The organism is Novosphingobium sp. P6W (genome assembly GCF_000876675.2).
GTDB lineage: Bacteria > Pseudomonadota > Alphaproteobacteria > Sphingomonadales > Sphingomonadaceae > Novosphingobium.
Map to the genome: position 1 here is coordinate 2,089,488 of NZ_CP030352.1, position 12,339 is coordinate 2,101,826.

Annotated in this window: 14 protein-coding genes; 7 read left to right on the top strand and 7 right to left on the bottom strand. The window is 64.9% G+C overall.

Annotated features, from left to right (window positions below):
• The first annotated feature begins 28 nt into the window (after positions 1-28).
• The 3 genes from ilvB (at position 29) to ilvC (ending at position 3,415) form a co-directional block, all read left to right on the top strand.
• On the top strand, positions 29-1,771 hold the full coding sequence (gene ilvB / locus TQ38_RS10185; protein WP_043973468.1) for a biosynthetic-type acetolactate synthase large subunit: 1,743 nt from the start codon (positions 29-31) through the stop codon (positions 1,769-1,771).
• A 14-nt stretch (positions 1,772-1,785) separates the two neighbouring features.
• Positions 1,786-2,304, top strand: a complete 519-nt coding sequence (ilvN, locus tag TQ38_RS10190) for an acetolactate synthase small subunit (RefSeq protein ID WP_043972923.1) — start codon at positions 1,786-1,788, stop codon at positions 2,302-2,304.
• A gap of 91 nt (positions 2,305-2,395) precedes the next feature.
• Entirely contained in the window at positions 2,396-3,415 is a 1,020-nt protein-coding gene (ilvC, locus tag TQ38_RS10195; RefSeq protein WP_043972921.1) for a ketol-acid reductoisomerase, read from the top strand.
• A gap of 175 nt (positions 3,416-3,590) precedes the next feature.
• On the opposite strand, the gene TQ38_RS10200 is transcribed toward ilvC, so the two are convergent.
• A complete protein-coding gene (locus TQ38_RS10200) occupies positions 3,591-3,869 on the bottom strand; it encodes an HNH endonuclease (RefSeq protein ID WP_043972919.1) in 279 nt (92 codons plus the stop codon).
• Between the two features lie 123 nt (positions 3,870-3,992).
• Between TQ38_RS10200 and TQ38_RS10205 the strand changes: the two genes are divergently transcribed.
• On the top strand, positions 3,993-5,525 hold the full coding sequence (locus TQ38_RS10205; RefSeq protein ID WP_082057582.1) for a CpaF family protein: 1,533 nt from the start codon (positions 3,993-3,995) through the stop codon (positions 5,523-5,525).
• Positions 5,526-5,626: 101 nt separating this feature from the next.
• Here TQ38_RS10205 and TQ38_RS10210 read toward each other — a convergent pair whose 3' ends face one another.
• From TQ38_RS10210 to TQ38_RS10220, 3 genes are all read right to left on the bottom strand, one after another.
• Positions 5,627-6,073: a hypothetical protein gene (locus tag TQ38_RS10210; RefSeq protein WP_162792238.1), complete on the bottom strand. Its 447-nt coding sequence runs from the start codon at positions 6,071-6,073 to the stop codon at positions 5,627-5,629.
• 129 nt (positions 6,074-6,202) lie between these two features.
• Positions 6,203-6,817, bottom strand: a complete 615-nt coding sequence (locus TQ38_RS10215) for a YceI family protein (RefSeq protein WP_043972915.1) — start codon at positions 6,815-6,817, stop codon at positions 6,203-6,205.
• Between the two features lie 154 nt (positions 6,818-6,971).
• Positions 6,972-7,178, bottom strand: coding sequence for a hypothetical protein (locus TQ38_RS10220; protein WP_043972912.1), 207 nt, complete (start codon positions 7,176-7,178; stop codon positions 6,972-6,974).
• Positions 7,179-7,222: 44 nt separating this feature from the next.
• On the opposite strand from TQ38_RS10220, the gene TQ38_RS10225 reads away from it, so the two are divergent.
• From TQ38_RS10225 to TQ38_RS10235, 3 genes are all read left to right on the top strand, one after another.
• The gene (locus TQ38_RS10225) at positions 7,223-8,206 is read left to right on the top strand and encodes a DMT family transporter (RefSeq protein WP_370059767.1); all 984 of its coding nucleotides are present in this window, start codon (positions 7,223-7,225) and stop codon (positions 8,204-8,206) included.
• A 72-nt stretch (positions 8,207-8,278) separates the two neighbouring features.
• A complete protein-coding gene (locus TQ38_RS10230; RefSeq protein WP_043972909.1) occupies positions 8,279-8,410 on the top strand; it encodes an entericidin A/B family lipoprotein in 132 nt (43 codons plus the stop codon).
• A gap of 139 nt (positions 8,411-8,549) precedes the next feature.
• Positions 8,550-8,681, top strand: a complete 132-nt coding sequence (locus TQ38_RS10235; protein ID WP_043972906.1) for an entericidin A/B family lipoprotein — start codon at positions 8,550-8,552, stop codon at positions 8,679-8,681.
• Positions 8,682-8,707: 26 nt separating this feature from the next.
• Here TQ38_RS10235 and TQ38_RS10240 read toward each other — a convergent pair whose 3' ends face one another.
• From TQ38_RS10240 to gcvPA, 3 genes are read right to left on the bottom strand one after another with little or no spacing between them, the layout of a single operon-like run.
• Positions 8,708-9,229: a CcdC protein domain-containing protein gene (locus TQ38_RS10240; RefSeq protein ID WP_240197857.1), complete on the bottom strand. Its 522-nt coding sequence runs from the start codon at positions 9,227-9,229 to the stop codon at positions 8,708-8,710.
• A 4-nt stretch (positions 9,230-9,233) separates the two neighbouring features.
• Positions 9,234-10,832, bottom strand: coding sequence for an aminomethyl-transferring glycine dehydrogenase subunit GcvPB (gene gcvPB / locus TQ38_RS10245; RefSeq protein WP_043972903.1), 1,599 nt, complete (start codon positions 10,830-10,832; stop codon positions 9,234-9,236).
• Positions 10,829-12,199: an aminomethyl-transferring glycine dehydrogenase subunit GcvPA gene (gene gcvPA, locus TQ38_RS10250; protein WP_043972902.1), complete on the bottom strand. Its 1,371-nt coding sequence runs from the start codon at positions 12,197-12,199 to the stop codon at positions 10,829-10,831. Before gcvPA ends, gcvPB begins: the two co-directional genes overlap by 4 nt.
• Between the last annotated feature and the right edge of the window lie 140 nt (positions 12,200-12,339).

A 12,339-nucleotide genomic window follows, 5' to 3' on the forward strand; every position in this document is an offset into this window, starting at 1 on the left:
GCTGATGGAATTTGAGAAGGAACGTGGTGTGAGTGAAGAGCGCAGCGGCGCGAACATCCTGGTCGAAAGCCTGGTCCGACAGGGGGTCGAATTCGTATTCGGCTATCCCGGCGGTGCCGTGCTCCCGATCTATGACGCCCTGTTCGGCGACGAGCGCCTGCGCCACATCCTCGTTCGCCACGAAGCTGGTGCCGGCCATGCCGCCGAAGGGTATGCGCGTTCCACCGGCAAGCCCGGCGTCGTTCTCGTCACGTCCGGTCCGGGCGCGACCAACGTCATCACCGCCATTGCCGACGCGTTCCTCGATTCGATTCCGCTGGTCGTCATCACCGGTCAGGTTCCGACCGCGCTGATCGGCTCGGACGGGTTCCAGGAAGCCGACACCGTCGGCATCTCGCGCCACTGCACCAAGCACAACTACCTGGTGAAGGACCCGGCCGAACTGGCTGCGGTCATCGACGAGGCATTCCAGATCGCCACCACCGGCCGCCCCGGCCCGGTCCTGATCGACATCCCCAAGGACGTCCAGATCGCCTCCGCCGCGTGGAACGACGGTCCAACCCAGCGCCGCCAGCGTTATGCACCGCGCACGCAGGGAACAGCGGCGGAAATCGCACAGGCCGTCGAAATGATCGCGGCCGCCAAGGCTCCGGTGTTCTACACCGGCGGCGGCGTCATCAATGCAGGGCCGCGCGCCACGCAGCTGCTGCGAGAGCTTCAGGCGAAGACCGGCGCGCCCGTCACCTCGACCCTGATGGGTCTGGGCGCCTTCCCGGCCGACCATGCCGACTGGCTGGGCATGCTGGGCATGCACGGCACGTATGAGGCCAACCTGGCGATGAACCAGGCGGACCTAATCGTCTGCGTCGGTGCCCGCTTCGATGACCGCGTGACCGGGCGCCTCGACGCCTTCGCGCCCAATTCGAAGAAAATCCACATCGACATCGACCGTTCCTCGATCAACAAGATCGTGCGCGTCGAACTGCCCATTGTCGGCGACTGCGCCGTCGTTCTGGAACAGATGCTGGCCGAATGGGGCAGCCGCAAGGGCCAGGACCTGAGCGAATGGAAGGCCCGCGTCGACACCTGGCGCGAGAAAAAGAGCCTGTCCTTCCCGCTCAACGACGATGCGATCATGCCGCAGCTGGCGATCCAGCGCCTGTTCGAACTGACAAAGGACAAGGACCCGATCATCTCGACCGAGGTCGGCCAGCATCAGATGTGGGCCGCGCAGCACTTCCCGTTCTTCAGCCCGAACAAGTGGCTGACTTCGGGCGGTCTGGGCACCATGGGCTACGGCCTGCCCGCCGCTATCGGCGCACAGTGCGGTAACCCCGGTAGCCTCGTCATCGATATTGCCGGCGACGCCTCGATCCAGATGAACATTCAGGAACTGGGCACCGCCACGCAGTACCGTCTTCCGGTCAAGATCTTCATCCTCAACAATGAGTGGATGGGTATGGTCCGCCAGTGGCAGGAGCTGACTTACGAAAGTCGCTTCTCGAACTCGTATTCGGACAGCCTGCCGGACTTCGTGAAGCTGGCCGAAGCTTACGGCTGGAAGGGCATCCGCATCGAGAACGAAAGCGAACTCGACGCGGGTATCCAGGCGATGATCGATTATCCGGGTCCGGTGATCGTCGACTGCCTGGTCCACAAGGAATCGAACTGCTTCCCGATGATCCCCTCGGGCGCATCGCATGTCGACATGATCCTCTACGGCGACAACGTCGCCGGGACCATGGACGACGAAGCCAAGGCGCTGGTCTGAGAGGCACGAAGACAATGATGCACATCCATCAAGAGGCCGAGGAACGCCACGTCCTGACCGTCACGGTCGACAACGAGGCGGGCATCCTCGCCAAGATCGCCGGCCTGTTCACCGCGCGCGGCTACAACATCGACAGCCTGACCGTGGCCGACATCACTGACAACCACGAGGTGAGCCGGATCACGATCGTGACGCATGGTCCGCCCAGCCAGATTGACCAGATTCACGCCCAGCTCGAACGGCTGGTCCCGGTGCACAAGGTCGTCGACCTTACCGAACTGGGCCCGCACGTCGCGCGTGAACTGGCGCTGGTGAAGGTAGCCGGCGTCGGCGACAAGCGCGTCGAAGCGCTGCGCATCGCCGAGGTATTCCGGGCCCGCCCGGTCGACACCACGACCGAGAGCTTCATCTTCGAGATGACCGGCGCGCCGGACAAGATCGACAGTTTCGTGGCGCTGATGCGCGACCTCGGCCTTGTCGAGGTCGGCCGCACCGGCATCGTCGCCATGGCGCGCGGCCCCGAAGAAGCCTGAGTAATTCAAGTTTGCCCTTCCGAGGATCATCGGGCGGGGCATGATCGACAGCGGTCCCGGATGACCTCCGAGACGACCAGAAGGAAGACCGATGAAAGTCTATTACGACGCCGACAGCGACATCAACCTGATCACCGACAAGAAGATCGTCGTGCTCGGTTACGGCAGCCAGGGCCACGCCCACGCCCAGAACCTGCGCGATTCGGGCGTCAAGGACGTCGCCATCGCACTCCGCGAAGGTTCGGCCACTGCCAAGAAGGCTGAAGGCGCCGGCTTCAAGGTCATGTCGAACAAGGACGCGGCCGCCTGGGCCGACATCATCATGATCCTTGCACCTGACGAGCATCAGGCCGCCATCTACGCCGAAGACCTGCACGCCAACATGAAGCCTGGCGCGGCGCTTGCCTTCGCCCACGGCCTCAACGTGCACTTCGGCCTGATCGAGCCGCGCACCGACATCGACGTGATCATGATCGCCCCCAAGGGTCCGGGCCACACCGTGCGCAGCGAATACCAGCGTGGCGGCGGCGTGCCTTGCCTCGTCGCGATCCACCAGGACGTGACCGGCAACGCGCATGATGTCGCCCTTGCCTATGCTTCGGGCGTCGGTGGCGGCCGTTCGGGCATCATCGAGACCAACTTCCGCGAGGAATGCGAAACCGACCTGTTCGGCGAGCAGGCCGTGCTTTGCGGCGGCGCTACCGCGCTGGTGCAGGCTGGCTTCGAGACCTTGGTGGAAGCCGGCTACGCCCCTGAGATGGCCTACTTCGAGTGCCTCCACGAGCTGAAGCTGATCGTCGACCTGATGTATGAAGGCGGCATCGCCAACATGCGTTACTCGATCTCGAACACCGCCGAATACGGCGACATCAAGACCGGTCCGCGCATCATCACCGAAGAGACCAAGAAGGAAATGAAGCGCGTTCTGGAGGACATCCAGTCGGGCCGTTTCGTCAAGGACTTCGTCATGGACAACCGCGCCGGCCAGCCCGAACTGAAGGCGTCGCGCAAGGCTGCGCTGCGTCACCCGATCGAGGAAACCGGCGCCAAGCTGCGCGCCATGATGCCCTGGATCGCGGCAAACGCCCTGGTCGACAAAGCCAAGAACTGATCTCACGGCAGTTCCGTTAAGACGGGCGGGTGGTCGCAAGACCGCCCGCCCGTTTTCGTTTGGGCGGTGGGGGCTTCGACAAGCTCAGCCTGAGCGGGGTTGGAAGCATGGAGTAACTTCCGCTCACCCTGAGCCTGTCGAAGGGTCAGGCTGAGCTTGTCGAAGCCCCCCGCCCCTACTTCCGCGTCCGCGTCGGCGCGTGGAAGTCGGGCGGCTTGCCTGAGACCCAGCGCACGAAGCGCCCCACGTCCTCCACTGCCAGCAGAGCCGCAGAATCCGCCCCCATCTTCGCCAGTTGCGCGTTGCTGAGGCTGGCATGGATTGCCCGGTGGCAGATCGGGTGGAGCGGCACCGTTTCGCGCCCTCCCCGGCTTTTCGGCACGGGATGATGCCATTCGGTCCGCCGCCCCAGCGGCCGCGCGCAAAGCCAGCAGACATCCCCTTCTCCACTCATCCGGTTTATATCCTGCAATCGTGGGCCATTAGTAAGTTATCAAAGTTTCAACCTTAATCATCACCGCATTCGCAGTGTTTCACGCCCGAAATCATACCGGGCGGCTGAAGGGTTGAAGGTTTCATGACGGCATTCGGTCGGCGTAATTCGGTAGGGGGCATGGGCCAGGGTGCCCGGCCCGCATTCGGCGTGGCAAAGCCGCTGAAAGGCGGCGGCGACAAGACCGCGGCGCCCGGCACCAACGGCGCCGCGCCTATGCCCGGCGGCGATCAGTTCCCGCCCTTGCCCGGTAACGACGGCGCCCCCGTCACGGCAGCCGCGATGCGCGAAGACGCGATGTCGCGCCTGGCGGACCGCGCCAATGCCGTTCACGAACAGGGCGAGACCAACGGCTTCGAAGCCTCGATCCACAAGATCAAGGAACAGGTGCTGCCGCGCCTGCTCGAACGCGTCGATCCCGAAGCCGCCGCTACCCTGACCAAGGACGAGCTGTCCGAGGAATTCCGCCCGATCATCATCGAGGTGCTGGCCGAGCTGAAGATCACCTTCAACCGCCGCGAACAGTTCGCGCTGGAGAAGGTGCTGATCGACGAACTGCTCGGCTTCGGTCCGCTGGAGGAACTCCTCAACGACCCCGATATCTCGGATATCATGGTCAACGGCCCGAACCAGACCTACATCGAAAAGAAGGGCAAGCTCCAGCTCGCCTCGACCAAGTTCCGCGATGAGCAGCACTTGTTCCAGATCGCCCAGCGCATCGTCAACCAGGTCGGCCGCCGCGTCGACCAGACCACGCCGCTGGCCGACGCCCGTCTCAAGGACGGCAGCCGCGTCAACGTCATCGTGCCGCCGCTGTCGCTTCGCGGCACCGCGATCTCGATTCGTAAGTTTTCGGAAAAGCCGATCACCATCGACATGCTCAAGGACTTCGGTTCGATGAGCGAGAAGATGGCCACCGCGCTCAAGATCGCCGGCGCCTGCCGCATGAACGTGGTGATTTCTGGCGGTACGGGTTCGGGCAAGACGACCATGCTCAACGCCCTGTCGAAGATGATCGACCCGGGCGAGCGCGTGCTGACGATCGAGGACGCCGCCGAACTTCGCCTGCAGCAGCCGCACTGGCTGCCGTTGGAAACCCGCCCGCCCAACCTCGAAGGCCAGGGCGCGATCACCATCGGCGACCTTGTGAAGAACGCCCTGCGTATGCGCCCCGACCGGATCATCCTGGGCGAAATCCGCGGCGCCGAGTGCTTCGACCTGCTCGCCGCCATGAACACCGGCCACGACGGGTCGATGTGCACCCTCCACGCCAACTCCCCGCGTGAATGCCTGGGCCGTATGGAAAACATGATCCTGATGGGCGACATCAAAATCCCCAAGGAAGCCATCAGCCGCCAGATCGCCGAGTCGGTAGACCTCATCGTCCAGGTAAAGCGCCTGCGCGACGGTTCGCGCCGCACCACCAACATCACCGAAGTGATCGGCATGGAAGGCGACGTCATCGTCACCCAGGAACTGTTCAAGTTCGAATATCTGGACGAAACCGACGACGGCAAGATCATCGGCGAATTCCGCCCGTCCGGCCTGCGCCCCTATACGCTGGAAAAGGCCCGTCAGTTCGGCTTCGATCAGGCATTCCTCGAAGCCTGCCTCTGAGGCACCGGCGCACCCTCCCCCATCGGTAGAGGGCAACGGGGGCCGTGCGCGGCCCCCTTTCGTTATCCCTGGATTGATACCGAAACAGCGCTGGAACCCCATCAACTTCGCCCGCCGCCGCCCCTGCCCCGCGCTGAACGGCGCACATGCGCAAGCTGGGCCAGAAGCGCGCGATTGTCGGCTTTATGCTCGGTGGCGACGTGCCTGCCGCCGTACATCCGCACCTTCAGCAGGCCCTGAAACGCCCGCTGCACGCGCTCATCCACTGTGACCTTCCGTTTGGCGTCGCCGCGTTCGCCGACGATCGCATCCCAGGCGGCCGCAAAGCTGCCGGCTCCAGGCCGGCGCCGCAGCGGATAGGCCGTCTCGCGCGCCATGCCCGCCTTGCGCGCCGCCGCCTCCACCGAACCGCTCTCGGCCAGCGCGCCAAGGAATGCCGCCTGCCGCGCGGGCGTCCACCCATCGGCGCGGGCACGCAGCATAACGGGAGCAAAAGCGGGAACCCGGACATGCCGGGCACGGCGAGGTGCGTGGGAAGCTGTGTTCATCCATGAGGTTAAACGCGATTTCGCCGATGTAGGAAAGCGAACGGCAAAACGCCGCCCCGGATCAGGTCCGGGACGGCGCCGTGCATTTTTCAGACCTTCGGCAGCAGGCCTATGCCCGCTGCGCGCGGATCACTTCGCCTGCTTCTCGAAAGCGGCGGTGATGGCAATCGTGGTGTCGTCGCTGACCATCGGCGCATACTTGCTGACGCCGAACTCGGTGCGCTTGATGACGCCGGTGGCGTTGAAGCCCAGCGTGTAGGCCTTGTTCATCGGATTGACCGCGCCGGCCTTGAAAGTGGCCTTGAGGGTGACTGGCTTGGTCACGCCGTGAAGGGTCAGATTGCCGGTGACGTCGGCGGTGCTCTTGCCGGTCTTCACCACCTTCGTCGAAACGAAGCGCATCGTGGGGAACTTGGCAGCGTCGAACCATTCAGCGCCGACCAGTTCCTCATCGAGCACCTTGTTGGTGGTGGAAACGGTCGCAACCGGCACCGAGACGTCCAGCTTGGCCGAAGCGACGTTCTTGGGGTCGACCGACAGGGTGCCGCTGGCGCCCGGCAGCGTGCCGAAGAAGTCGCTGATGCCGAAGTGGACAACGCTGAAACGCACCAGCGTGTGGTGGCTGTCGAGCGCATAGTTGCCGGCCTGAACTTCGGCGGCATTCTGGTTGGCCTGCTGCGCCACGATCGGCGCGGCCACGACGAGAGATGCGGCCACCAGGGCCGATGCGAATATGCGCTTCATTGGGATTCTCCGGGAGTGAGTGACTTGCCGCACGTTCCCATCCAGACGGCAATCTGCCCAGCCGGATAAATTCGACCGGCTTGTTCAAGTTTCTCGAACATCGCCTTGTTCAAGAAACTTGAACACCCGCCGAGCCTGAATTCGGCCGCGCTCTTCAGCCGCCCAGGATCTTGCGCGCCGACAGGCCCAGCAGCAGCACCGCCGCAAGCAGCGACCAGAAAAAGATCGGCGTCCACGGCATGAAGCCCACCCGGTCTATGTCCTTGCGGTGGTGGCGCCGGCGGTCGCCCGCCCATGCCACGGCAGCCAGCACCGCCGAGAGGCTTCCGAAAATCATCATGATCCTGGTCGAATCGTCCATCCGCCGCCCTTGCCTCCAAGCGCGGGCAAGTTAAAGCCCTGCCAGTGACTTCCTCCCCCAGCCCAGAACGCGCGCAGCCCCCTGCCCGCGCAGACCGTCCGATGGTTGCCATCGCGCTGCGCCTGGCGGCGATGGCGATGCTCTCGACGATGTTCATGCTGGCCAAACTTGCAGGAGAGGCCGGCGTCGCATTGCCGGAACTGATGTTCTGGCGCCAGGCCATGAGCCTGCCCCTGATTGCCGGCGTACTGCTGGCGACCGGACGCATCCGCCTGCTGCGGACCAACCGCATGGCGAGCCATGCCAGGCGCGCCGCCACCGGCACCGTGGGCCTGTGCTGCAACCTGGGCGCGGCCACCCTGCTGCCATTGCCGGTAGCGACTACGCTGGGCTTCACCACGCCGCTTTTCGCCGTGCTGATAGCCGCTCTCGTCCTGCGCGAGACGGTCGGCAAGTGGCGCTGGACCGCCGTCGTGCTGGGTTTTGTCGGCGTACTTGTCATCGCCCGCCCCGGCGATGCCCCGGTTCCCGCGCTGGGACTGGCGGCGGGACTGGGCGCCGGGGTAATCGTGGCCATCGTCAGCTTCCAGATCCGCGACCTCGCCCGTACCGAAGCGCCGATCGCCTGCGTTTTCTGGTTCGCCTTCTATGGCTCGCTGTTCACCGCCATCCTGCTGCCGTTCTATGCGCAGCCTCATGGGCTTCGGGAATGGATGTTGCTGGCTGCGATCGGCCTCAGCGGCGCCCTCGCCCAGTTCCTCATCACTGCTGCGCTGCGCTTCGGACAGGTCGCGACTGTAGTTGTCATGGATTATAGCGCGCTGATCTGGTCCACGCTTTATGGCTGGGTCATCTGGGATCACTTGCCCGCTGCGGCGATGTGGCTGGGCGCGCCTCTCATCGTCGCGGCCGGGCTGATAATCACCTCGCGCGAGCATTTCCTGTCCCGGCGCATTTCGCCCACCTCCGCGCTGGATGAAGCCGCGATCGAAGAAGCGCAGCCAGAGAAAATACCCGTGGGAACCTGACCCGCACCCGTGTGTTTTCACGGATGCGCGGACCGGGCCTTCCCGGACCGCACCGACAAAAGGAATATGGACATGGTCAAGAAGCTTGTTCTCGCGCTCGTCGCCGGTGGTATCGTTTTCTCCGCAGCTGCCTGCAACACCGTCAAGGGCGCGGGCCGCGACGTTTCGTCGGTCGGCCAGGCTGGCGAAGACGCAATCAAATAAGCCGGCAACGGCTTGCAGGCGGGTCAGGATATTCGGCGCCACCGAGTTTCCCGGCCCGCCGGCAAAAATCTCGTAGGGCGCTTTCCAGTTCCCTACCGATCGGATAACCGGGCGAAACCCTTAACGGAACGCTCGATCCATGATTAAAATGCTGATGACTGCCCTCGCCGCCGGGGGCATTTTGATTTCGGCCTCAGCCTGCAACACAGTCAAAGGCGTAGGCCGCGATATAGAGTCCGTCGGCAAGGCTGGCGAACGCGCCATCAACTAAATCGAAAGTGCTGCAATAAAGGGTCGTCAGGCGTCGAAGACGTGGTTGGCGACCATTTCGCGTGCCCTCATCCACAGGACCAGACGGCTGAACACCACCATGCCGAGCGCAAATCCCAGCAGTGCGTCGGTGACCAGCAGGGCGTGCGCCGAGGGATGCCCTTCATCCATCGTCATCCCGGCAGGCAGCAGCACCCGGCGCATCACGAAAACGCCAACGATCAGCATCAGCGCCAGCGGCGACTGGCGCACCATCACCCGCGCTTCGCTGCCCTCGCCTTCGACATGCAGGCGCATCAGCCTTGAGCGCTGCGCACCGATGGCGCCGCCGATCGCCAGCCCGGCGGCAAGGGCCAGCCAGCCCGCACCGGTTGGCGGCAAGGCGGCGAGTGCAAAGCACACCGCCGCCGTCACGATCAACGGCATGAGCCACAACAGGGGGAGGCGCAGCGGCCGCGCTTTCTGCAGGTTGCGCAGTCGCCAGGCCATGATACCGGCGATGATGAACAACGGCAGATAGGCCGAAAGCCCGCTCCCCCCGCTTGGCACAGCCTCAGCTCCCGCCGATTTCGCTGAGCGAAGGCGTGCCCGGAATACCCGGCTCACCCTTCCACACCAGCACGGGCTTTCGCGCGGCCAGCGTTTCATCAAGCCGCCTGCGCGGCGCGAAGTGCGGCGCGGAGTGCAGGCTCTGGTCGCCGGCCTTGGCGCGCTCGGCCAGGCTGCGCAGTGAGCCGATGAAGCGGTCGAGACCGGCCTTGCTCTCGGTCTCGGTCGGCTCGACCAGCATCGCGCCCTTGACCACCAGCGGGAAGTAGACCGTCATCGGGTGAAAACCCTCGTCGATCAGTCCCTTGGCGATATCCAGCGTGGTGAAACCCTCGGCCAGCCCCGCATCGCTGAACAGCGCTTCGTGCATGCACGGGCCGCTGTCGGCGAAGGGTGCGGGCAGCAGGTCTTCGCACGAACGCAGCACATAGTTGGCGTTGAGCACCGCGTCCTCGGCAACCTGGCGCAGGCCGTCGGCGCCGTGGCTGAGGATATAGGTCAGCGCCCGCGTGAACATGCCCATCTGGCCGTGGAAGGCGACCATGCGGCCGAACGCCTGTGCATGGCCCTCGCTGGCGTTCTCCTCCTCGACGAGGTGGATCGAGCCATCAGCCCCGCGCGTCACGAAAGGCAGCGGCGCGAAGGGCGCCAGCGCTTCGGACAGGACAACCGGCCCCGCACCGGGACCGCCGCCGCCGTGGGGCGTGGAGAAGGTCTTGTGCAGGTTGATGTGCATGGCATCCACGCCCAGGTCCCCGGGGCGCACCTTGCCGACGATGGCGTTGAAGTTCGCGCCGTCGCAGTAGACATAGCCGCCGGCTGCGTGAACGGCGTCGCCGATTTCCTTCATGTCCGGCTCGAACAGCCCGCAGGTGTTGGGGTTGGTGATCATCACCCCCGCCACGTTCGGACCCAGCTTCGCCTTGAGCGCAGCCACGTCGACCCGGCCTTCCGGCGTCGCGGGGATCGATTCCACCTTGAAGCCGGCGAAAGCCGCCGTCGCCGGATTGGTGCCGTGGGCGCTTTCGGGCACCAGCACGACATCACGCTTTTCGCCCCGCGCATCCAGCGCGGCGCGAATGCACAGCAGGCCGCACAGTTCGCCATGCGCGCCCGCCTTGGGCGACATCGCCACCGAAGCCATGCCGGTCAGCGTGATGAGCCAGTCGGCCAGCTGCTCGATCACTTCGAGAGCGCCTTCGATGGTCTTCTGGGGCTGCATCGGGTGCACATCGGCGAAGCCCGGCAAGCGCGCCATCTTCTCGTTCAGGCGCGGGTTGTGCTTCATGGTGCACGAACCCAGCGGGAACGGCCCGAGGTCGATCGCATAGTTCTGGCGCGACAGGCGCGTGTAGTGCCGCACCGTCTCCGGCTCGGTCAGGCCGGGAAGGCCCGGCGCCGCCTTGCGCAGGAACTTGTTCAGCCCCGATACCGGCGCCCGGTCCGCCGGGTCGAGATCGACGCCGCACTTGTCGGACGAGCCGAGTTCGAAGCTCAGAGCTTCTTCGAGCATCAGCCCGTAATCGCCGCTAAACGTTGTAAATTTTGCGTCTCCGGCTTCACCCATCGAGGGGCGCCATCCGCCTGCGTTGATGTCGCTCATGCCGAAGCTCCTTCCAGCACTGCTTCCAGTTCGAGGGCAAATGCCTCGATATCTTCGTCCGTGGTCGTCTCGGTCGCCGCGACCAGCAGGCCGTTGCGCAGCCCTTCCCCTTGCGGGAACAGGCGGCCCAGCGAGACACCGCCAAGCACCTTGCGATCCGCCAATTCGCGCACAACCTCGCGCGCGTCACGCGGCAGGATCAGCGTGGCCTCGTTGAAATAGGCGTCGTTCATCAGCGAGACACCGGGAATGCGCGTCAGGCGCTCGAACGTCGCTTGTGCGCGGGCGTGGTTGATCCCTGCCAGACGGGCCAGACCTTCACCGCCGAGCAAGGTCAGGTGAATACTGAAGGCCAGCGCGCAAAGTCCTGAATTTGTGCAGATATTGCTCGTCGCCTTCTCGCGGCGGATATGCTGCTCGCGGGTCGAGAGGGTGAGCACGAAACCGCGCTTCCCCTCGACGTCGACAGTCTCGCCGCAGAGGCGGCCCGGCATCTGGCGCACGAACTTCTCGCGGCAGCCGAACAGGCCAAGGTACGGTCCGCCGAACTGCAGGCCGACGCCGATCGACTGGCCCTCGCCCACGACGATGTCAGCGCCCAGAACGCCCGGCGCCTCGATCAGGCCCAGCGCCACCGGCTCGGTGACGACCGCCACCAGCAGCGCGCCCCTGGCGTGCGCGGCTTCGGCGATGGCGGCAAGGTCGGGGATGCGGCCCATGACGTCGGGGTACTGGACCACGACGCAGGAGGTCTTGTCGTCGATCGCGGCGATCACGGCAGCGTCATCGGCATCCGCGACCATCTTCGCGGGCAGGCTGACGATGTCGTCCTGGGTGAACTTCGCCATGGTGCGCACCACTTCGCCGTAGTGCGGGTGCAGGCCGCCCGACAGCACGCTGCGGCCCCTGCGGGTAACGCGCGCCGCCATCAGGATCGCTTCCCAGCACGCGGTTGAACCGTCGTACATCGAGGCATTGGCGATATCGGTGCCGAACAGGCGCGCCACCTGGGTCTGGAACTCGAACAGCACCTGCAGCGTGCCCTGGGCGATTTCCGGCTGGTAAGGCGTGTAGGCGGTAAGGAATTCGCCGCGCTGGATCAGGTGATCGACCGAGGCCGGGACATGGTGGCGATAGGCGCCTGCGCCCAAGAAGAACGGCGCGGAACCTGCGCTCATGTTCTTGGCGGCCAGCGCGCTCATGTGGCGCTCGACGGCCATTTCGCTGGCATGGGCGGGCAGGCCTTCGATCGGGCCGGCAAGGCGCGCCGCTTCGGGCACGTCGATGAACAGGTCATCGACCGTATCGGCGCCGATCTTCGCCAGCATGGCGATCCGATCGGCGAGGGTCAGGGGAAGGTAGCGCATGGTGCGTAGTCTCTCTTCAGGTCGCCGGACCGCCCGGCACAAGGCCCGGCGATTGTCCCGCCTTTTCTTCGCCATCCCCGCGAAGGCAGGGACTCATCTTTCGACCATGGCCATACCGGAGGCGCAGGAGATGGGTTCCC

Coding starts and splice junctions, on each gene's coding strand:
- ilvN (WP_043972923.1), top strand. CDS start 1,786: ATGATGCACATCCATCAAGAGGCCGAGGAACGCCACGTCCTGACCGTC.
- ilvC (WP_043972921.1), top strand. CDS start 2,396: ATGAAAGTCTATTACGACGCCGACAGCGACATCAACCTGATCACCGAC.
- TQ38_RS10200 (WP_043972919.1), bottom strand. CDS start 3,869: ATGAGTGGAGAAGGGGATGTCTGCTGGCTTTGCGCGCGGCCGCTGGGG.
- TQ38_RS10205 (WP_082057582.1), top strand. CDS start 3,993: ATGACGGCATTCGGTCGGCGTAATTCGGTAGGGGGCATGGGCCAGGGT.
- TQ38_RS10210 (WP_162792238.1), bottom strand. CDS start 6,073: ATGAACACAGCTTCCCACGCACCTCGCCGTGCCCGGCATGTCCGGGTT.
- TQ38_RS10215 (WP_043972915.1), bottom strand. CDS start 6,817: ATGAAGCGCATATTCGCATCGGCCCTGGTGGCCGCATCTCTCGTCGTG.
- TQ38_RS10220 (WP_043972912.1), bottom strand. CDS start 7,178: ATGGACGATTCGACCAGGATCATGATGATTTTCGGAAGCCTCTCGGCG.
- TQ38_RS10230 (WP_043972909.1), top strand. CDS start 8,279: ATGGTCAAGAAGCTTGTTCTCGCGCTCGTCGCCGGTGGTATCGTTTTC.
- TQ38_RS10235 (WP_043972906.1), top strand. CDS start 8,550: ATGATTAAAATGCTGATGACTGCCCTCGCCGCCGGGGGCATTTTGATT.
- gcvPB (WP_043972903.1), bottom strand. CDS start 10,832: ATGAGCGACATCAACGCAGGCGGATGGCGCCCCTCGATGGGTGAAGCC.
- gcvPA (WP_043972902.1), bottom strand. CDS start 12,199: ATGCGCTACCTTCCCCTGACCCTCGCCGATCGGATCGCCATGCTGGCG.